Origin of the sequence: Amycolatopsis sp. NPDC059657 (genome assembly GCF_042734395.1) — a bacterium.
Classification (GTDB): Bacteria; Actinomycetota; Actinomycetes; order Mycobacteriales; family Pseudonocardiaceae; genus Amycolatopsis.
Genome location: NZ_JBHWEB010000018.1, coordinates 102,335 through 120,785 on the forward strand (window position 1 = coordinate 102,335; position 18,451 = coordinate 120,785).

19 protein-coding genes are annotated in these 18,451 nt (G+C 68.6%); 14 read left to right on the forward strand and 5 right to left on the reverse strand.

Features of this window, described 5'->3' with window-relative positions; all coding sequences use genetic code 11:
* Positions 1 to 272: 272 nt before the first annotated feature.
* The 7 genes from ACFV15_RS12830 (at position 273) to ACFV15_RS12860 (ending at position 7,579) form a co-directional block, all read left to right on the forward strand.
* Entirely contained in the window at positions 273 to 3,347 is a 3,075-nt protein-coding gene (locus tag ACFV15_RS12830; protein WP_378350376.1) for a nitrate- and nitrite sensing domain-containing protein, read from the forward strand.
* Positions 3,348 to 3,349: 2 nt separating this feature from the next.
* Positions 3,350 to 3,832 (forward strand): roadblock/LC7 domain-containing protein, encoded by a 483-nt coding sequence (locus ACFV15_RS12835; protein ID WP_091288094.1) that lies wholly within the window; start codon positions 3,350 to 3,352, stop codon positions 3,830 to 3,832.
* A 17-nt stretch (positions 3,833 to 3,849) separates the two neighbouring features.
* A complete protein-coding gene (locus ACFV15_RS12840) occupies positions 3,850 to 4,656 on the forward strand; it encodes a DUF742 domain-containing protein (protein WP_378350377.1) in 807 nt (268 codons plus the stop codon).
* The gene (locus ACFV15_RS12845) at positions 4,637 to 5,245 is read left to right on the forward strand and encodes an ATP/GTP-binding protein (protein WP_378350378.1); all 609 of its coding nucleotides are present in this window, start codon (positions 4,637 to 4,639) and stop codon (positions 5,243 to 5,245) included. The genes ACFV15_RS12840 and ACFV15_RS12845 overlap by 20 nt, the downstream gene beginning before the upstream one ends.
* Before the next feature lie 363 nt (positions 5,246 to 5,608).
* On the forward strand, positions 5,609 to 6,031 hold the full coding sequence (locus tag ACFV15_RS12850) for a roadblock/LC7 domain-containing protein (RefSeq protein ID WP_091288091.1): 423 nt from the start codon (positions 5,609 to 5,611) through the stop codon (positions 6,029 to 6,031).
* A gap of 6 nt (positions 6,032 to 6,037) precedes the next feature.
* Positions 6,038 to 6,559 (forward strand): DUF742 domain-containing protein, encoded by a 522-nt coding sequence (locus ACFV15_RS12855; protein ID WP_378350379.1) that lies wholly within the window; start codon positions 6,038 to 6,040, stop codon positions 6,557 to 6,559.
* Between the two features lie 96 nt (positions 6,560 to 6,655).
* Positions 6,656 to 7,579: a hypothetical protein gene (locus ACFV15_RS12860; protein ID WP_378350380.1), complete on the forward strand. Its 924-nt coding sequence runs from the start codon at positions 6,656 to 6,658 to the stop codon at positions 7,577 to 7,579.
* Positions 7,580 to 7,624: 45 nt separating this feature from the next.
* On the opposite strand, the gene ACFV15_RS12865 is transcribed toward ACFV15_RS12860, so the two are convergent.
* Complete coding sequence (locus ACFV15_RS12865) at positions 7,625 to 9,868, reverse strand: helicase-associated domain-containing protein (protein WP_378350381.1); 2,244 nt, start codon at positions 9,866 to 9,868, stop codon at positions 7,625 to 7,627.
* 89 nt (positions 9,869 to 9,957) lie between these two features.
* Here ACFV15_RS12865 and ACFV15_RS12870 point away from each other — a divergent pair, with 89 nt between their 5' ends.
* The 4 genes from ACFV15_RS12870 (at position 9,958) to ACFV15_RS12885 (ending at position 13,019) form a co-directional block, all read left to right on the forward strand.
* Positions 9,958 to 10,146 (forward strand): hypothetical protein, encoded by a 189-nt coding sequence (locus ACFV15_RS12870; RefSeq protein WP_378350382.1) that lies wholly within the window; start codon positions 9,958 to 9,960, stop codon positions 10,144 to 10,146.
* Between the two features lie 97 nt (positions 10,147 to 10,243).
* Positions 10,244 to 11,632 (forward strand): NAD-dependent malic enzyme, encoded by a 1,389-nt coding sequence (locus ACFV15_RS12875; RefSeq protein WP_378350383.1) that lies wholly within the window; start codon positions 10,244 to 10,246, stop codon positions 11,630 to 11,632.
* A gap of 11 nt (positions 11,633 to 11,643) precedes the next feature.
* Positions 11,644 to 12,114 (forward strand): cyclic pyranopterin monophosphate synthase MoaC, encoded by a 471-nt coding sequence (gene moaC, locus ACFV15_RS12880; RefSeq protein ID WP_378350384.1) that lies wholly within the window; start codon positions 11,644 to 11,646, stop codon positions 12,112 to 12,114.
* A complete protein-coding gene (locus ACFV15_RS12885) occupies positions 12,111 to 13,019 on the forward strand; it encodes a molybdenum cofactor biosynthesis protein MoaE (RefSeq protein WP_378350385.1) in 909 nt (302 codons plus the stop codon). Before moaC ends, ACFV15_RS12885 begins: the two co-directional genes overlap by 4 nt.
* Before the next feature lie 234 nt (positions 13,020 to 13,253).
* On the opposite strand, the gene ACFV15_RS12890 is transcribed toward ACFV15_RS12885, so the two are convergent.
* The 4 genes from ACFV15_RS12890 to moaA form a co-directional block, all read right to left on the reverse strand.
* Positions 13,254 to 13,892 (reverse strand): transglycosylase family protein, encoded by a 639-nt coding sequence (locus ACFV15_RS12890; RefSeq protein ID WP_378350386.1) that lies wholly within the window; start codon positions 13,890 to 13,892, stop codon positions 13,254 to 13,256.
* Between the two features lie 447 nt (positions 13,893 to 14,339).
* Positions 14,340 to 15,179, reverse strand: coding sequence for a phosphatidylinositol-specific phospholipase C/glycerophosphodiester phosphodiesterase family protein (locus tag ACFV15_RS12895; RefSeq protein WP_378350387.1), 840 nt, complete (start codon positions 15,177 to 15,179; stop codon positions 14,340 to 14,342).
* Between the two features lie 64 nt (positions 15,180 to 15,243).
* Complete coding sequence (locus tag ACFV15_RS12900) at positions 15,244 to 15,504, reverse strand: MoaD/ThiS family protein (RefSeq protein ID WP_378350388.1); 261 nt, start codon at positions 15,502 to 15,504, stop codon at positions 15,244 to 15,246.
* Positions 15,505 to 15,508: 4 nt separating this feature from the next.
* Positions 15,509 to 16,516 carry a GTP 3',8-cyclase MoaA gene (gene moaA / locus ACFV15_RS12905; protein WP_378350389.1) on the reverse strand — a complete coding sequence of 336 codons (1,008 nt, stop codon included), beginning with the start codon at positions 16,514 to 16,516 and terminating at the stop codon, positions 15,509 to 15,511.
* Positions 16,517 to 16,663: 147 nt separating this feature from the next.
* On the opposite strand from moaA, the gene ACFV15_RS12910 reads away from it, so the two are divergent.
* The 3 genes from ACFV15_RS12910 to modA are packed head-to-tail and all read left to right on the forward strand — an operon-like array spanning position 16,664 to position 18,339.
* Positions 16,664 to 17,152 carry a MarR family winged helix-turn-helix transcriptional regulator gene (locus ACFV15_RS12910; RefSeq protein ID WP_378350390.1) on the forward strand — a complete coding sequence of 163 codons (489 nt, stop codon included), beginning with the start codon at positions 16,664 to 16,666 and terminating at the stop codon, positions 17,150 to 17,152.
* Between the two features lie 33 nt (positions 17,153 to 17,185).
* Positions 17,186 to 17,590 (forward strand): molybdopterin-binding protein, encoded by a 405-nt coding sequence (locus ACFV15_RS12915; RefSeq protein ID WP_378350391.1) that lies wholly within the window; start codon positions 17,186 to 17,188, stop codon positions 17,588 to 17,590.
* Positions 17,587 to 18,339: a molybdate ABC transporter substrate-binding protein gene (modA, locus tag ACFV15_RS12920; protein ID WP_378350392.1), complete on the forward strand. Its 753-nt coding sequence runs from the start codon at positions 17,587 to 17,589 to the stop codon at positions 18,337 to 18,339. Before ACFV15_RS12915 ends, modA begins: the two co-directional genes overlap by 4 nt.
* The last annotated feature ends 112 nt before the right edge of the window (positions 18,340 to 18,451 follow it).

Consider the following 18,451-nt stretch of genomic DNA (forward strand, 5'->3'; position numbering starts at 1 on the left):
GTCAAACGTCCCATGATTGACAACGAGACAGACTCGGCCTTATCGCCGCCAGCCGCCGGAAGGGTTACATCTGACCTGTTCGTTCGCTACCCTCTGCACCTGCGATCAGGCATGGACCACCGAATCTGATGAGATGGAGCGCTTGGATGGGTGAGCGGACCGAGCGGTGCTGAACCGATCATGCCCGCGCAACCGTGTCCAGGACTGAGCCGGTAGTGGCCGACCCGCACACGAATGATGTATTCAGCTCGCCGAACGATGGTGGTACAGCGGTGCCGACGATAGACACCGCGGGGGTAGGAGGCACCCCTGCACAGCGCGACGAAGTGGACGCCGAGCGGCAGCCTGCCAAGCAGGGCCGCTCGTTCCTAGGCATGCGCAACTGGCGGTTGCGCTCGAAACTGGCCGCGATCCTGATCGTCCCGACGCTCGTCGCGCTCGCGCTCGGCGGACTGCGTGCGTACGACGGACTCGACCGGGCCGCCCAGTTCCAGCTCACGGCCGACCAGGTGGATTTCGCCACCAAGGTCACCGCCGTGATCCACGAGCTGCAGAACGAGCGTTACCTCGCGCTCGGCCGCATCGCCTCCAACGACGCGACCCGTCAGGTCGCGCTGGACCAGCAGATCAGCAAGGTCGACCGGGTGGTCGACGAGCTGCGCACGTCCGCCAACGAGCTGAAGACCCAGGACCAGGCCACCAAGGACCGCTACACGCGTGGTCTGCAGCGCCTCGACGCGCTGCGCCCGCTGCGGAGCGCCTCGAACACCCCGACTTACTCCGAACTCGCCGCGCTCGGCACCTACTCGTCCGTGCTGGACGCGCTGGTCCAGCTCGGCCGTGAGATCAACACCTCGGTCGCCGACCGCGAACTGCTGCGCCAGGCCGCCACCGCGCAGGCGATCAGCCAGGCCAAGGAGTTCGTCGCCCGCGGCGACGCCGCGCTGCAGATCGCCGGTATCCGCAAGGCGTTCACCGGTGACATCCTCGAGCAGATCCGTGACGCGCAGGCCAGTGGTTCCGCCGAGGTCGCGGCCTTCCTCGCCGACGCCGACCCCACGCAGCGCCAGCTGTACTCCGACACCTTCAGCGGGCCGGAGGTCGACGACCGCCAGCGCCTGCGTGTCGAGACCTTCGCGCTCAACGACCAGGGCCTCGCGCCCAACATCGACAAGCTCCGCCTGAGCACGGACAGCGCCGTGGCGCTGGGCAAGCTGCGCGCGGTCGAGTCGAACCTGTTGACCACACTGCGTAACCGTGCGGACGACCTCGCGTCGCAGGCCACCCGCGCCGCCTGGATCGAGTCGGCCATCGTGGCGCTGGCGCTCATCGCCGCGCTCGCGCTGATGCTGCTCATCGCCAGGCTCATGCTGCGCCCGCTCAAGGTCCTGCAGACCTCCGCGCTGAGCGTGGCGCGCGGGCTGCCGGCCACCGTGCAGGCCATCCTCGACAACCCGGACCCGGTCAAGGCGTCGAAGAACGCCGTCGAACCGGTGCCGGTCGACTCGACCGACGAGATCGGCGAAGTGGCCAGGTCGTTCGACGTGGTCCACGAGCAGGCCGTCAAGATGGCCGCCGAGCAGGCGCTCCTGCGCGAAAACGTCAACGGCATCTTCGTGAACCTGTCCCGTCGCTCGCAGCGGCTGGTGGAACGCCAGCTCGGCGTCATCGACCGGCTCGAGGCCGACGAGCAGGACCCCGATCACCTCGCGAGCCTGTTCGAGCTCGACCACCTGGCGACCCGGTTGCGCCGGAACGGTGAGAGCCTGCTGGTGCTTTCGGGCGCCGGTCTCGCCAAGTCGGTGCCCAAGCCGGTGCCCGCCGCCGACGTCATCGGCGCGGCGGTCTCCGAGATCGAGCAGTACGCGCGGATCGAGGTCGGCATCGTGCCCGACGTCGCCGTGCAGGGCCTGACGATCCACGACCTCGTGCACGTGCTCGCCGAGCTGCTCGACAACGCCACCTACTTCTCCGAGCCGGAGACGAAGGTGACCGTCCGCGCGGTCATCACGCGCAAGAAGGCGCTCGCCATCCAGGTCACCGACCACGGTGTCGGCATGTCCGAGGACGCGATCGCCGAGGTCAACCAGCGACTGGCCGAGCCGCCGGACCTGGACGTCGCCGTGACCAGGCGCATGGGCCTGTACGTGGTCGCGCGCCTGGCGAAGCGCCACGGCATCGAGGTGCGCCTGCGCGAGAACGAGGACATCGAGGGCGGCGTCATCGCCCGTGTCGTCGTGCCCGCGGAGCTGCTCACGCCGTTGCGCTCCGGCGCCGACGCGCGGCAGGCGCCGCCAGCCACCCGCGCGGAGACCTCGAACCCGTCGTGGCCGTCGATGCCGAGCATCCCGCCGGTCAACAAGGCCCCGCAGCCGATGCAGTCCTCGCTGCCGTCGTTCCCGCCCGTCCCGGCGGATCCGACCAGCTCGTTGCCCGCCGCACCCGCGCCCGCCACGGCGAACGGCAGCGCCGACAACAACGGCGGGCTCAAGCCGCTCGACCAGCCGATCAGCCTCGACGACCTGGTCAGCGGGTCCAACAAGGCCTACCGCAGCCCGAACCCGCCGCCGCCACCCGCGTGGCCGACGACCGAGGACATCGACACCGTCCACGGTGAGGGCGCCACCGCCGACGCCAACGAGGCGACCGCGTACACCCCGCTCGTGCTGCCCAAGCGTGAGCCGAAGTACGTGGCGCCCGAGCCGCCGAAGCCCGAAAAGCCGGCACCGGACGCCGCGGCGCTCGAGGACGACGTCCCGACGCGCAGGCTGCCGATCTACCAGTCGGTGCTCTCCCGCTGGTTCAGCGAGGACGGCGAGGAGCAGCCGCCGCTGCCGCCGGAGGCCAAGAAGGTCGAGCCGACGCTCGCCACCGAGGCCAGTGCGGACATCGACGAGCGCGAGGCGGCCGACCGGCAGCAGCACGACGAGGGCCACACCGAGGTCGTCGACACCATCGACGACGTCGACGAGGCACCGCCGGCGCCGCCGGTGCTGCCCGCACCCGAGCCCAGCTGGCGCAGCTCGGCGGACGAGGGCTGGCAGGCCGCGCAGTCGCTGCTGGAGACCAAGAACGAGGAAATCACCCCGGCCGGTCTCCCCAAGCGGGTGCCCAACGCATACTTGGTACCGGGATCGATCGGCAGCCCGAGCGATTCCAACGCGTTCACCGACACGACCTCCGGTCAGCCCGGCACGGGTGCGATCGCCAGGTCGGCGTCGGCGGCGCGGAACAGGATGGCGAGTTTCCAGCGTGGCTACACCTCCGGTCGCCACGCTATGAAGGAGCAGGCGCCGGTAGGCGGCGGCGCCATCGGTTCCGAGTCGGCAGAAAGCAGTGAGGAGTGAAAGTGACACGGGCGGGTGCAGTTCAGCCGGGGGGCCAGGCGCAGCCGAACAACGCCGCGCAAGGCAAGGCCGGCCAGTCGGGCAGTTTCGCGTGGCTCATCACGGATTTCGTGCACCGGGTTCCCGGTGCTGCGCACGCCGTCGTGGTGTCAGCGGACGGGCTCCTGCTGGCGGCTTCGAGGGGCCTGCCCAAGGACCGCGCCGACCAGCTGGCGGCGGTCGCGTCCGGCCTGACCAGCCTGGCGCGTGGCGCGGCCAAGGTCTTCGAAGGCGGCACGGTCGCGCAGACCGTCGTCGAGATGGCCAACGGCTTCCTTTTCCTCATGTCGGTGTCCGATGGGTCCTGTCTCGCCGTGCTCGGCGCGCCGGACAGTGACATCGGGCTTGTGGTCTACGAGATGACGCTTCTGGTGGAACGGGTCGGTCAGCAGCTGACGCCGGAACTGCGCGCGCAGCTCCAGGGCACGTCCACCATCCGGCGCTGAGCCGAGGAGAGACGGTCATGGACGAGAGGCGTTTACGACGGGACGGCAGGCTCGGTGATGATTTCTCCGGGCCTGGTTTTCCCCCGCAGTCCGACGGTGACGACGCACGGGAAGACTGGAACACCTTCCGCGACCGCGTCGACCAGGAGTGGCGCTCGCGCCGCGCCGCGGTCGGTGAGCCGGAGATCCCGCCGGTTCAGGACCCGTCCACCTGGCTGCACCCGAACGAGACGACCTCGGGCGGAGGCCCGGCGGACTTCAGCGTGAACGAGTTCCGCCAGCGGCTGCTCGGCGGTCCGAGCTCCGAGCTGTTCGGCGGAGCGGGCGGCAGCGGCCCGCTGTACGACTCGCGCGAGTTCGCCGCGTTCAGCGCGGACATCGAGGCCGCGCACGCGGAAGCCGCCTCGATCGACCCGCTCGCCGCCGCTTTGCCGCGGCAGGCGAAGCAAGAGTACGTTGACGAGCGCTTCGAAGACCCCGAACCGGGCTCCGGCCTGGTCCGGCCGTACTTCCGCACCCGTGGCCGCACCAAGCCGACCTACGACCTCGCCATCGAGGCGCTGGTGTCCACCAGCGAACACGGCCGGATCCTGGACCGCGTGCGGGTGCCGGAGCATCGCTCCATCTGCGACCTGTGCCTGGACACCCGCTCGGTGGCGGAGGTCGCGGCACTGCTGCGGCTGCCGCTCGGCGTGGTGCGCGTTTTGATTGGTGATGTGGCCGGACTGGGCCTGGTGCTGGTGCACACGGGCAGCGCCACGGTTGGCGACCGGCCGAGTATCGAGTTCATGGAAAGGGTGCTCAGTGGGCTTCGGAGAATTTGACTCCGACGGAGGTGCGTCCTTCGTCTCGGGTCCGACCTCCTCGGCCAAGATCGTGGTCGCCGGCGGCTTCGGCTCCGGCAAGACCACGCTGGTCGGCGCCGTCTCGGAAATCGACCCGCTGACCACCGAGGCGCTGATGACCGAGGCGAGTTCGGGCGTCGACGACAACTCGGCGACGCCGAACAAGACGACCACCACGGTCGCCATGGACTTCGGCCGGATCTCGCTGGACTCGGACCTGGTGCTGTACGTCTTCGGCACGCCGGGCCAGCACCGCTTCTGGTTCATGTGGGACGACCTGGCGATCGGCGCCATCGGCGCGGTCGTGCTGGTGGACACGCGGCGGCTGTCCGACGCGTTCCCCTCGATCGACTTCTTCGAGAACCGGAAGCTGCCGTACGTCGTCGCCATCAACTGCTTCGACCGGTTGCTGCATCACCAGATCGAGGACGTCCGGCACGCGCTGACGATCTCGTCTTCGGTGCCGATCATGGCCTGTGACGCGCGCGAGCGTGATTCGGCCAAGCAGGTCTTGATCTCGGTCGTCCAGCATGCCATCGAACACGATTCGGCGTTGCAGGCCGGATAAAGTTCGCGAAATGTCGGAGTGGATGCGGCCGTTGGAGTGAACTCCGCGTGCTTCACCCACTTCGGGGAGTGGTGTCACCCGGCAGGAAAACGGCTGGGCGGCGCCCTGGATTCCGGAGGTGATGAACAAGGCGCGATCCGCCTTGTTCACGCCAGATGACCTGCCAAAATGCAAGTCTGAGCAGGCTACCGCCGGAGGATGGGCCGGTCACGTACCGATGCGTCGCCCACTATGGGTTGATGCGGTACGCGCCCGGTCGCCTACGTTCGGTGTCGAAAACGCTGAGGGGAGCGGACTCGACAGCGCGGACGTGGCGAATACGCTTGCGTCGGGCAAAGCTCGATACGGCAGCGAGGAGGGACAGTGACGGCTTCCGGCCAGCAGTCCGGTGGTTTCGGCTGGCTCATCACGGATTTCGTGCGGAGGGTCCCAGGGGCCGCGCATGCCGTGATCGTGTCCGCGGACGGGTTGCTGCTAGCGCCGTCGGAAGGTCTCCCGCAGGACCGCGCCGAGCAGCTCTCGGCGGTCTCCTCGGGCCTCATCAGTCTCTGCCAGGGCGCCGCCCGCTGTTTCGAGGCCGGTGCGGTCAACCAGACCGTCGTCGAGATGGAGCGCGGCTACCTCTTCCTCATGTCGGTCAGCGACGGCTCGTCCTTGGCGGTACTCGCGGCGCCCACGTGCGACATCGGCACGGTGGCGTACGAGATGACGCTCCTCGTGGACCGGGTCGGCCAGCAGATAACCCCGGAGCTGCGCGCGCAGCTTCAGGGCGGCGTGCGTGGGTAGGCGGCCATGAGATCCCGTGACGACCAGGACGCGTGGGAGACACTCCACCGCGGCACCGACCGCGAGGAATTCGACTCACCCGGCCGCTTCGAGCTCAGCCGCGTCACCGGTTTTTCACCGGCCATCTCGGTCCCGGCGACCCCCGACGTCCCGCCGGCTCCCCGCGGTCCGGTGTCCCGCCGCATCCAGCTCCGATCTCGCGTCCGGCCGTACGCGCGCACCGGCGGGCGTACCCGGTCCGACCACGATCTGGCGATCGAGACGCTGATTTCGACCTCTGAGAAGGGGCAGAAGTACTCGGGCGTCGGCTCGGTCGAGCACCGGGCCATTTGCGATCTGTGCATCGAGACGCGTTCGGTTGCCGAGATCGCCGCACACCTGCGGTTGCCGTTGGGTGTGGTGAAGATTCTGGTGGGCGATATGTCGGATGCCGGGTTGGTGGTAATTCACCAGACCGGGATCACTTTGGGCGATCGTTCTTCGCGTGAGTTCATGGAACGCGTGCTGCAGGGGCTTCGGGCTCTTTAGTTTCGGCCGCATCTTGCGGATCGCAGCCGGCCGGAAACTGTCGGTGGTCGGCGGCATGCTCAGAGTGTGTACAGAGGGGATTGGGCTGAGCACCCATTGCTCACCGGTGAGGCCGTGGTGGTCCGCGCGGCCGAGTTGATGGCGCTGGGGATGTCTCGCAAAGCGATCGATCGGCGCTGTCGGCCGGGAGGGCCGTGGCGACGGTTGATGCGGGGGATCATCCTGCTCAGCCGGGCGGAGCCGACCGCGCAACACCTTCTGCGCGCCGCAGTGCTCCATGGGCGTGACGATGCTGTGGTGACCGGACTCTGGGCGTTGCGCTGTCATGGATTGAGAACGATTCCCGAGCCGGGTGAAATCCATGTGCTCGTGCCCAAGGAACGATCGGTACTCAGCCGGGATTTCGTTCTGGTGGAGCGAACTCGGCGGTTACCGCGGTCGTCCGTCCGTCACGGCGCGCCGGTGGCGCCGATCCCGCGCGCGATCGCCGACGCGGCCAGGCGAATGACCGAACGCGACATGATCCAAGCGATGATGTCCGATGCCGTTCAATGCCGGCGATGCACACCGGAAGCCATCGCCCGTGAAGTCGCCGCGGGCGCGCAGCCGGGTTCGCGTCCTGCTCGCGAGGCCTTGGTACCGCTGTTGGCTGGAGCGTGGTCTGTCGCGGAGGCTGATGCTTGGCAGCTATGGCAGCGGGCGGGTTTGCCGCCCTGCCAATGGAATGTGAAGGTGTTCGACGCTGACGGCCGCTACCTGGGCACGCCGGATGCCTGGTGTGACGATGTGGCGTTCGCTTGGGAGATCGACTCGCGGAAGTATCATTCAGGCGACGACGATTTCGCCAGAACCGTCGCGAGGAACGCACGATATGCCGGGGCCGGTGTGGTGTTCTTGCAGACTTTGCCCGCCAGGCTCCGCTCGAATCCGGATCTGGTGATCGCGGAACTGCGTGCTGCCTACGCGGCCGCGGCGGCTCGGCCGCGGCCACCTGTTCATGTGCGGGATTCAGGGCGTTAGACGACCTGTTTCCCACACACCACCCCAAAGCAGGATCCCCTACCCCTAGTCCTCGACCAAAGCCGCCGAAGTGATCCGATGCAACGGGTACCGCTGATTATCGGCCCCCTCGAGAATTCCCCCGCCAACCCGCGAAGGCCGGACCACCCGCTGACTCGCGGTTCCCCGCGAATCGACGAACCCGATCAAGACCTCGCGCCGGTCCTGCACCGCCTGCGCCAAGAACTCCAGCGTCGCCGAAGTCGAAGCCGCGGCCCCGCTTCCGCCGTGCGACCGCATCGAAGTCCCGCGACGACGCCCGACCGCCAAATCCCCGGCGCGCAGATGCGCGACGATCTGGTCGATCTGTACCCCGGTCAGACCGGCCGACTCCGGCGCGACCCGGCGCGCGGGACGTGGGCGGGCGGGGACGCGCCTGCCCGATGGACGGATGTCGACCACCCGGCCGTCCGGGCCCTCGGCGGCCGGGGCGAAACCCGCGCCGCGTAAGGCTTCCAGGACCTCGGCAAGCGGCAGGGTGCTTATCAAGACCGTAGGCGCGATCATGCGCAACGCGCAGTCCGAAGCGACCGAATGTGCCATGACCTCGGCCAAGAGTGCCTCGTCGTCGCAGCGCAGGAAGCACTCCGCCACGCCGCCGCGAAGCCTGCCGTGGCGGCGGGCTACGTCGTCGATCAAGTACGTCAGCGTCTGGGGGACGGGGGTCGCGGACTTCGAATTGAAGAGCTGCTGTAACTCGCCCGCGGTGCGGCCCGCGTCGAGTGCGCGGCGGACCGATGCCTCGGTGACGCGGTAAACCGTCGCGTGGCCGGAGGACTCGATGTTCGCCACCGCGGCCATGTCCGCCGCGAGTTCCGGTTCGAGGGGGCCGGGTGCGACGACCGTCAGGTCGGCTTGCACCAGCACCTTGTCGACCGGTTTCGGCATTGACTCGAGCAAGGAGGCGACGGCGTTGGCACGGTCTTCTTCCAGTGCTGCCCGGGTGGCCGTCGTGAGTGCGCCGAGTGCGACCACGCCGAGTGCCGAGGCTTCGGCCATGGTCCAGCGGACGGTTTCGTCGCGCAGGCGGCCGCCGCGGCGGGGGGCTCGCCAGGCCAGTACCGCCAACAGTTCGTCGACGCTTTTGACGCCGGCGCCTTCCGGCAGGTCGGCCAATGCCGTCAGCACGCGGCGGCGGGCGAGTGGTGCCAATGGGCGGCGGACTTCGTCGGACAGCGGGGCGATCGGCTTGTCCTTGGCGTCGCGGCCGCCGGCCAAACCGGGCAGGCGCGGCAATTCCAGCCAGGCTTGGACGATCGTGAGCCACCGCTGGGGTGCGGCCGCCGCGAGCCAGGAGTCGGTGAGCGTGGTCGGCACCCACTCGGGCGACGCCGCTTCGCTGTCGGCGACCAGGCCGGAGCCGACGGCGAGTTCGGCGAGCAGTGTCGCGCGGAGCTCGTCGATCTCGTTGTCCTTGGCCAGTTTCTTCAGCTCGCGCACGCCGAGGCCGCCGGACTTCAGCACCGGCGGTGGGGTCGCGGACCAGGACAGCAGGAGGCTTTCCAGCTGCCGCAACAGTTCCATCGCCTCACCTGCCGCCACCTTGTCCACTGTGGACTGCTGGTGCGGGTTGGTGGGCAGCTCCGGCTCCTGCAAGGTGCCCGGCGTGAACACGTGGCCGCCGCGCAGCTGGATCCCGAGTTCGCGGGGCAGCTCGACCGTCTGGTCGTCGCGGCGCAGCAGCAGCCCGCGCGCGAGCAGGCGCTGCACGGGCGTGGTGGCGCGTTCGAGCGGGACGTCGATGCCCGCGTCGCGGGTGCGGCCGATCGGCTGACCGGCGGCGAGCGTGCCGACGAGCGCGCGCTCGTCCTCGCCGAGGCCGCTCAGGTCCGCTCCGGCGAGCGCGGGGACGGAGGCGCCGAGCCCGGCGGGGAACGGGCCGAGCGCGTCGCGAGCCGACGGTGGCACGCGCAGCGCGTCGTCGTCGCCCCAGACGAGCAGACGGGAGCGGAGCTTCTCCAGTGGCTCGGTGATGTCCACCTCGACCATCGACCGGACCTCGGCGAGCGTGGCCGCGTCGGTGTCCGCGCCCGCGAGCAGCAGCGCGTCGAGTACGGCCAGCGTCAGCGTGTCGAGGTCTTCACACGCACGCGCGACCGAGCCGGGTGTCCCGGCCCTGGTGGCGAGGACGGTCGTGTCGGACGGCGGCGGCGTGGCCAGATCGCGTCTGCGCCGCAGCAACACGGCGAGCGCGTCGTCGGACGCCGCACGCAGCCAGTCCGCAAGAGAGGTCGCGGGCTTGGAGGACATCGTCTGTCCAGGATACCGGGTGCGCGCCGACCGCCGCCCGTCCGGCAGACTGTGACCAAACGTGGGCTGAGCACCAATAGGAGGGCGTCGTGGCGAAGGCCGAGAACGGCAAGAAGAAGAACGGCATCGATCCGACCTGGCCGCACGGTGCCGACGGCGAGCACCCGGTGACGGAACTGACCTCGGACCGCCAGGGCGCGCTGTCCCCGTTCGGCGAGCTGACATTCCCGCTCGGGAATGTGCCTTACACCCACCCCGAGACCGAGATCAACCGGTAAGAAGTTACTGGTCAGTCACCCCTGCGAGGGTCCGTGGCGGGCGTCACCGGAGTAGGTTTCCGGTGGTCCAAGCACAACATCCTCAGCGGGGGTTAGCATGCCGGTTCCCGGTCCCGGGTATTCGATCACCGTCCGGGTCGAGGCCCCGTCCTCGTCGACCGCGGCGGGTGACCTCACCACGGCTGTCGGCCGGGTCGGCGGCGTGCTGACCGCGTTCGACGTCGTCGAGTCCCACGCCGACTCGATCGTGGTCGACATCAGCGCCAACGCGCTTTCCGAGAACCACGCGCAGGACATCACGCAGACGCTGGACTCGCTGCCCGGCGTGCGGGTGCGCAAGGTCTCCGACCGGACGTTCCTGATCCACCTCGGCGGCAAGATCGAGGTCCGCCCCAAGGTCGCGCTCCGTAACCGTGATGACCTCTCCCGCGCTTACACGCCGGGCGTCGCGCGTGTGTGCCAGGCGATCGCCGCGAACCCCGAGGACGCGCGCCGCCTGACCATCAAGCGCAACACGGTCGCCGTGGTCACCGACGGCTCGGCCGTGCTCGGCCTCGGCAACATCGGGCCCGCCGCCGCGCTGCCGGTGATGGAGGGCAAGGCGGCGCTGTTCAAGAAGTTCGCCGACGTCGACGCCTGGCCGGTGTGCCTGGACACCCAGGACACCGAGGAGATCATCACCATCGTCAAGGCGCTCGCGCCGGTCTACGCGGGTATCAACCTCGAGGACATCGCCGCGCCGCGCTGCTTCGAGATCGAGGCGCGGCTGCGTGAGCTGCTCGACATCCCGGTGTTCCACGACGACCAGCACGGCACGGCGATCGTGGTCGTGGCCGCCCTGCGCAACGCGCTGCGCGTGGTCGGGAAGAACATCGAGGACTGCAAGATCGTCGTCAGCGGCGTCGGCGCGGCCGGGTCCGCGATCATCCGGCTGCTGCTGCGCAAGGGCCCCGGTGACATCGTCGCCGCCGACATCGACGGCATCGTCCACTCGGCACGCGGCAACCTCGACGACAACCTCACCTGGGTCGCCGAGCACACCAACAAGGCCAACGTGTCCGGCACGCTGCACGAGGCGCTCGTCGGCGCGGACGTGTTCATCGGCGTCTCTGCGCCGAACCTGTTCGGCGCAGAGCAGGTCGCGACCATGAACAAGGACGCGGTCGTGTTCGCGCTGGCCAACCCGGACCCCGAGGTCGACCCGATGGAAGCCGGCAAGCACGCCGCCGTCGTCGCGACCGGCCGCAGCGACTTCCCGAACCAGATCAACAACGTGCTGGCGTTCCCCGGCGTCTTCCGCGGGCTGCTCGACGCGCACGCCAAGCACATCGACGACGCCATGCTGCTCGCCGCGGCCGACGCGATCGCCGACGTCGTCGACGAGTCCACGCTGAACGCCTCGTTCATCGTGCCTTCGGTCTTCGACAACGCGGTGGCCCCGGCCGTCGCGGAAGCCGTGAAGCGGGTCGCGCGCAAGGAGAGCTAGCCTCCTAGCTTGTGAGCGAACTGAGCCACGTCGACCAGTCCGGGGCAGCCCGGATGGTCGACGTTTCCGGCAAGACGGAGTCCAAACGCGTCGCGATCGCGGGCGGCACCGTGCACACCACCGCCGAGGTACTGGCGCTGATCACGGCCGAGGGCCTGCCCAAGGGTGACGCGCTGGCGACCGCGCGGATCGCCGGGATCATGGGCGCCAAACGCGTGCCGGAGCTGATCCCGCTCTGCCATCAGATCGCGCTGTCCGGCGTGAAGGTCGAGTTCGAGCTGGCCGCCGCCGCCGTCCACATCACGGCGACGGCCAAGACGACCGACGTGACCGGGGTCGAGATGGAAGCACTGACCGCCGTGGCCGTCGCGGGCTTGACCCTGCACGACATGATCAAGGCCGTCGACCCGGCCGCGACACTCGACAATGTGCGCTTGATACGCAAAACGGGCGGCAAGTCCGGGGTTTGGGAGCGGCCATGAAGACGGCAAGGGTCATCGTCGCCTCGAACCGGGCGGCACGCGGCGTCTACGAGGACAAAACCGGCCCGGTGATCGTCGAGTGGCTGACCGCGCGTGGCTACGAGGTCCCCGCGCCGCTGGTCGTCGAAGACGGTGACCCCGTCGGAGCCGCGCTGCGCGAGAGCGTGGGCGTCGACGTCATCATCACGACCGGCGGCACCGGCATCTCACCGACGGACAAGACCCCGGACGTCACCGGTGCCGTGCTGGACTACGAGCTGCCCGGCATCGCCGACGCGATCAGGGCGGCCGGACTGCCGCAGGTGCCGACCGCGGTCCTGTCGCGCGGTGTGGCCGGTGTGGCGGGGCGGACCTTGGTGGTGAACCTGCCGGGCTCGCGCGGAGGCGTGAAAGACGGCCTCGGCGTGCTGGCGGACATCTTGGACCACGCGGTCGACCAGCTGGCCGGAGGCGACCACCCCCGCACTGAGCCGACGGTGCCGGTCCGCATCGCCCGCGTGGAGGTGACCGACAAGCTCCTGTCGGTCGAAGAACACGCGAGCCTCGTCGACGACGAGGCTGCTGGAGCCGTGGTGACGTTCGGCGGGGTGGTGCGCAACCACGACGGCGGCCGTTCGGTGCTCACGTTGTTCTACGAAGGCCACCCGACCGCGGGCGCTGTCCTGACCGAGGTCGTCAACGATCTGGCCTCGCGCTGGACCGGAGTACGAGCCGTGGCCGTGAGCCACCGCTTGGGCGCGCTGGAAATCGGCGACGTGGCGCTCGCGTGCGCTGTGGCGGCCGAACACCGGGCGCAGGCTTTCCAAGCCTGCGCGGAGCTCGTCGACGAGGTCAAAGCCCGGTTGCCGGTCTGGAAACACCAGCGCTTCATCGACGGCACCGACGAGTGGGTCAACTCGCCTTAGGTTTTTCTCACCCGGTCGTGTTTGAAAACTTCCCGCCATGGGCAGGCTAATAACACGGGTAAGGGTAGTGACGGGGCCTGGCTCGCAGACGCGTCGGGGCGCACGCGAGCCCGAAAGGCCTTGGGAAGCGGACACGCACAAAAGCAGGACCCCATCGCCAGGGGATTGACGCGATGGGGTCCTGCTTTTTCTAGCTCAGCGTGATGCCGGACTCATGCTCGGTGAGAGCAAGGGTCACTTGGTGGCGATCTTCTGGCCAACGACGATGAAGTCGGCGTTCGGGATGTACTGGGCGTTGAGCTCCTGGAGCTTCTTGTAGCCGCCCTGCACGCTGAACTGCTTCGCGATCTTCGACAGGGTGTCACCCGCGACGACGGTGTAGTCACCGGCCGGGTTCGAGCCCGCGACGCTGGCGACGGCCGGAGCGGCCGGGGCCTTCGGGGCAGCGGCCTTCTTCGGCGCGGCCGCGGTGGCCTTCTTGGCGGCGGGGGCCTTGACCGACTTCGCGGTCGAGCCGGAACCGCCACGCTTGCCACAGACCGGCCAGGCGCCGATGCCCTGGCCCTGGAGGACGCGCTCGGCGACAGCGATCTGCTCCTCGCGGGAAGCGTTCGCCGCGGAGCCGGTGCCGCCGTAGGCCTTCCAGGTGCTGGCCGAGAACTGCAGGCCACCGTAGTAGCCGTTACCGGTCGAAGTGTTCCACTTGCCGCCGCTCTCGCACTTGGCGACAGCGTCCCAGTCGACGGAGCCGGCTGCCTGCGCGGGGGTCGCAGCGATAGCCAGCGGCGTGCCGACCGCGATACCCGCGATGGCGATGCGGGCGATGTTCTTGGTGGCGGCGGACATCTTGCGGTGCTTGCCTCGGTAAGACATGTGAACTCTGCTCGTCTTCCACTGCCTGCGAGTCTTCGCTGTGGGTCAGGCCGGAGCCTGGCCGGGCCGTTGGGTGACGGTCCGGCAAACCTCGTCGACGCACGACGCGTCTTCTCGGTCCCCTCGCCCCTGTCCAGAAGTGCTTTCGCTCGGGGTATGGGTCCGGGTATCCGACGGACAGGGTTAGGCGCTTCGGATTCCCGGTCTTGCGTGTTGGTCGGGGCCAACGAGAAACGACGGTACGTAATCGACGCCGTGATCGGAAATTATTCTGGCTGTGACCTACATCATAGTAACAGCACGCAACCTATAACGATTCGGGCATCGTCGCAGGTCAGGCCGCCGTTATCTGGCCGTTTCCTAGCCGAGATAATTCACGGAATGTGAGGCTTGAGTCACGTCGATTCGACGTCAAGGGGCCATTCGGCTCGGCGGGAAGCGGGCACTCTATTGCTTCTCGAGGAAGTTCGCCAGCCCGCTCAGGTCGTCGGTATTCAAAAAGTCAACTCCTGCGTCGAGCTGCTCCTGCCAGAGTGCGGACCGATCGGGGCCCGCGCCGTCCGGCGTCGCCCAGAAGCGCACCTTCTGACCTGCGCGATGTGCGTCACGAGTGATCTGGCGCAGCTTCGCACGCTCGGCGGCGGGCATCGGACCGGCTCCGGTCCAGGTGAAAACCTGGCTCCAGTCATTGGACACCAAGGGCGTCACGCGCCGGTCGTCGCCGATGTGCAGGTCACCCTGGTCGAGGATGCGGCCGTCGTAGAACGCCTTGCGGTACCGCTGGGCGACCAGAACGTCCTTCGGGCGCGAACCGGACAGCACGGCCGTGACAGCCCCTTGGCGCACCAGCCCGAACGCATACGTGGTGAAGAGGAAGGAGTAGCGCGGGTCGTTGAGCCGCTTCTGAAGCGCCTCGTAAGTGCTGTTCGCCTCGCTCTTGATGTCCACCAGCAGCTGGAAGGCCGACGGACGCCGGTAGACGTGCCCGAAGTTCTCCAGCACCCGCTTCCGCAACGGCTCCAGGTAGAGCGACTCCAAGGTGCGGTCCGGCTTGAGGTCCCCGGCGGTGTGCCCGACGAGCAGCAGGCCGTCGACGAGGAAGATGTCCGCCTCGACGCTGCTGAAACCCTGGTCGAGCGCGTCGAACAGCGGGCGGGCGTGCTCGTAGTCGTTGTGCGCGTGAGCCTGCGCGAGCGGTCGCACCTGGTGCGAAGCGGACGCGGGAGCGCTGGCCAGCGTGGCCGTCGCCAGGACGGCCAGTACCGCTGCGAGCAACTTACGAGTCATGCCGCGAATCCTGCGTGATCTTGAAGGACGGCCAGTGAACAACAGACAGCCCCCAAGAGAAAGGTCAGCCGCCCGCGAACGGCGGCAGCACGTCGACCTCGGCGCTGTCCTCCAGCACCCGGGAGACATCGCGCACGGCGACACCGTCGAGCAGCAGGCCCGCCGCCTGCAGGATCTTCGGCAGTCCTTCGGGATGCAACCGGGCGAGTTCGGCCTTCAGACCGGCCACCGTCGTGTTCGCGGCAAGCTGAAGTTTTTCCTCATCCTGCCCCGCGGCTGCCCGTGCCGAAGCGAAGTAGCGCACCCGAACCGAGATCGTCTCCATATGGTCAGCCGCCGATCGCGCTCATCGGCCGGATCGGCTGCGCGAACCCGGCCTCGTTGATCTCGTGCCCGGCGAGCTTGCCCCACATGGTCTGCCGCCAGGCGTCCGCAATCTCTTCATCGCGCGCGCCCGCGCGCGCGAGGGAACGCAGGTCCGTCTCCTCATTGCTGAACAGGCACGACCGGATCGCGCCGTCGGCCGTCAGCCTGGTCCGCTCGCAGGCCGAGCAGAACGGCCGGGTCACCGACGCGATCACGCCGACGTCGCCGGGGCCGCCGTCGACCAGCCAGCGTTCGGCCGGTGCGCCGCCGCGGGCCACCGGGAACGGGGAGAGGGTGAATTCCTCTTGCAGCAGGCCGAGAATCTCGGCCGCCGTGATCATCTGCTTGCGGTTCCAGCCGTGCTGGGCGTCGAGCGGCATCTGCTCGATGAACCGCAGGTGGTAGCCGTTGTCGAGGCAGTAGCGCAGCATCGGCGCCGCCTCGTGCTCGTTGACGCCGCGCATGAGGACCGCGTTGACCTTGACCGGCGCGAGCCCGGCGTCGCGTGCCGCGGCCATGCCGGCGAGCACGTGCGAAAGGCGGTCGCGGCGGGTGATGCTGACGAAGATCTCGGGATCGAGTGTGTCGAGCGACACATTGATCCGGCGCAGCCCGGCCTCGGCCAGGCTGGTGGCGCGCTTGGCGAGGCCGATTCCGTTGGTGGTCATGGAAAGCCGGGGCTTCGGCTCGAGCGCGGAGATCTCCGAGATGAGGCCTTCGAGCCCGGGGCGCAGCAGTGGCTCGCCGCCGGTCAGCCTGATGTCGGTCACGCCGAGCCGTTCGACCGCGATGCGGAGCAGCCGGATCAGTTCGGCGTCGCTCAGCACCTGGTCACTGGGCATCCAGTCCAGGCCTTCGGCAGGCATGCAGTAGGTGCAGCGGAGATTGCACTTGTCCGTCAGCGACACCCGCAGATCGGTGGCGACGCGGCCGAATGTGTCGATGAGCGCGGGATTTTCCGGTCTGGGCATGCTCGACGCACCTCGTGTACCGGGGACGCGAGGAAACCCGAGATCTACAGCCGTCATTGCCACCAGACTAACGCGCAGATCGACAAAACGACCGACTGGTTAGAATGTTTTGTAACAAAGTGGCTCAGTCGGTGAAAGGGTGGCCGGATGGCGGACGCGACGGCCAGGCGGTACCCGGTGACCGACGAAGAGCTCATGCGCTTCGCCCAGCTGGGCCGGGAGAGCAGCACCCTGACGGTCGTGCGGCATCAGCGGATCGCCGAGCAGATGGGCCTGTCGGGCACCGACCACAAAGCACTCGACCTGGTCGGACAGGCCGAAGGGCCGTTGACCGCGGGCCGGATCGCCGAGCTCACCGGGCTTTCCACCGGCGCGGTCACCGGGGTCATCGACCGGCTGGAGCGCGCGGGACTCGTCCGCCGCGTGCGTGATCTGGAGGATCGCCGCAAGGTGCTGGTCGAGGTCGTCACGATGGACATGGAGCGGTTCGCGCCGCTGTTCGAGTCGGCCGTCGCGGCCACCAAGGACATTTTGGAGCGCTTCTCGCCGGAAGAGCGCGAAGTCGTCGAGCGCTATCAAAACGCGATGCTCGACTACCTCCGCGCCGATGTCTTGGGTGAACGTACGAACCGTTAGCTTTTCCGCATCTGCGGAGATAATGTTTGCCGCATGCCGCAATTCCGGTTATCCGAGGCTGCTCGCCTGCTCGGGGTCAGCGATGACACCGTCCGCCGCTGGGTCCGCGGCGGGCAGCTGACCGCCACCGAAGACGGCTCGGGCCGCAAGGTCGTCGACGGCGCGGAGCTGGCCGCGTTCGCGCGGGCGCAGGCCGAGGCGCCGGACGATCCGTCCACCGTCGGCCGGTCGGCCCGTAACCGGTTCGTCGGGCTGGTGACCGAGGTCATCACCGACAAGGTGATGGCGCAGGTCGAACTCCAGGCAGGCGGGCACAGGCTGGTGTCACTGATGAGCTCGGAGGCCGTCCGCGAGCTGGGGCTGGCACCCGGTGTGCTCGCGGTCGCCGTCGTCAAGGCGACCACGGTCGTCGTGGAAACCCCCGAGGGGTACCGATGAGAACCGCCGTCGTCCTTTCCGCCGTCGCGCTGCTGGCCACGGCCTGTGGGTCGGACCCGGCACCCGCCGCGCAGCCGGAGGGCAAGACGCTGACCGTGTTCGCGGCGGCCTCGCTGACGGAGTCGTTCACCGCGCTGGGCAAGCAGTTCGAGGCGGCGCACGCGGGTGTCACGGTCAGGTTCAACTTCGCCGGTTCGTCCGCGCTGGTGCAGCAGCTGACCCAGGGTGCGAAGGCGGACGTGTTCGCGTCGGCCGATCAGGCCAATATGGACAAGGGCGTCAAGAGCGGCGTGATCGACGGGCAGCCGGTCGTGTTCGCGACCAACAAGCTCACCATCGCCGTCGGCAAAGGCAATCCGAAGGGGATCACCTCGTTCGCCGATCTGACCAAGGCCGGCTTGAAGGTCGTCGTGTGCGCGCCGCAGGTGCCGTGCGGCGCGGCGGAGCAGAAGGTCGAGACCGCGACCAAGGCCGACGTGAAGCCGGTCAGCGAGGAACAGGACGTCAAGGCGGTGCTCGCCAAGGTCACCTCCGGCGACGCCGACGCGGGCCTCGTCTACGTCACCGACGCGACCACGGCGGCGGCCAAGGTGGACAAAGTGGACTTCCCCGAGTCCTCCGGCGCGATCAACGACTATCCGATCGCCGCGGTCAACGGCGGCCAGGCGGATCTGGCCAAGGCGTTCAACGACTACATCCTGAGTGGTGGGCGTCCCGAGCTGACCAAGGCCGGGTTTGGCACTCCATGAAGAGGTCGTGAGTGTTCCCGCCGGGTCTTACCGCCCGGGACACACACGAAACCCGAAGCTGCAGTGGGTGCCCGCCGGCGGGGGGCTGGGGCGGGTCGTGGTGGCGGTGGGG

What these genes read in the sequence shown, in the direction of transcription:
- ACFV15_RS12915 (WP_378350391.1), top strand. Translation starts at nt 17,186, where the DNA reads ATGCCGCAATTCCGGTTATCCGAGGCTGCTCGCCTGCTCGGGGTCAGC.
- modA (WP_378350392.1), top strand. Translation starts at nt 17,587, where the DNA reads ATGAGAACCGCCGTCGTCCTTTCCGCCGTCGCGCTGCTGGCCACGGCC.
- ACFV15_RS12875 (WP_378350383.1), top strand. Translation starts at nt 10,244, where the DNA reads ATGCCGGTTCCCGGTCCCGGGTATTCGATCACCGTCCGGGTCGAGGCC.
- ACFV15_RS12855 (WP_378350379.1), top strand. Translation starts at nt 6,038, where the DNA reads ATGAGATCCCGTGACGACCAGGACGCGTGGGAGACACTCCACCGCGGC.
- ACFV15_RS12890 (WP_378350386.1), bottom strand. Translation starts at nt 13,892, where the DNA reads ATGTCTTACCGAGGCAAGCACCGCAAGATGTCCGCCGCCACCAAGAAC.
- ACFV15_RS12865 (WP_378350381.1), bottom strand. Translation starts at nt 9,868, where the DNA reads ATGTCCTCCAAGCCCGCGACCTCTCTTGCGGACTGGCTGCGTGCGGCG.
- ACFV15_RS12895 (WP_378350387.1), bottom strand. Translation starts at nt 15,179, where the DNA reads ATGACTCGTAAGTTGCTCGCAGCGGTACTGGCCGTCCTGGCGACGGCC.
- ACFV15_RS12900 (WP_378350388.1), bottom strand. Translation starts at nt 15,504, where the DNA reads ATGGAGACGATCTCGGTTCGGGTGCGCTACTTCGCTTCGGCACGGGCA.
- moaA (WP_378350389.1), bottom strand. Translation starts at nt 16,516, where the DNA reads ATGCCCAGACCGGAAAATCCCGCGCTCATCGACACATTCGGCCGCGTC.
- ACFV15_RS12910 (WP_378350390.1), top strand. Translation starts at nt 16,664, where the DNA reads ATGGCGGACGCGACGGCCAGGCGGTACCCGGTGACCGACGAAGAGCTC.
- ACFV15_RS12885 (WP_378350385.1), top strand. Translation starts at nt 12,111, where the DNA reads ATGAAGACGGCAAGGGTCATCGTCGCCTCGAACCGGGCGGCACGCGGC.
- ACFV15_RS12840 (WP_378350377.1), top strand. Translation starts at nt 3,850, where the DNA reads ATGGACGAGAGGCGTTTACGACGGGACGGCAGGCTCGGTGATGATTTC.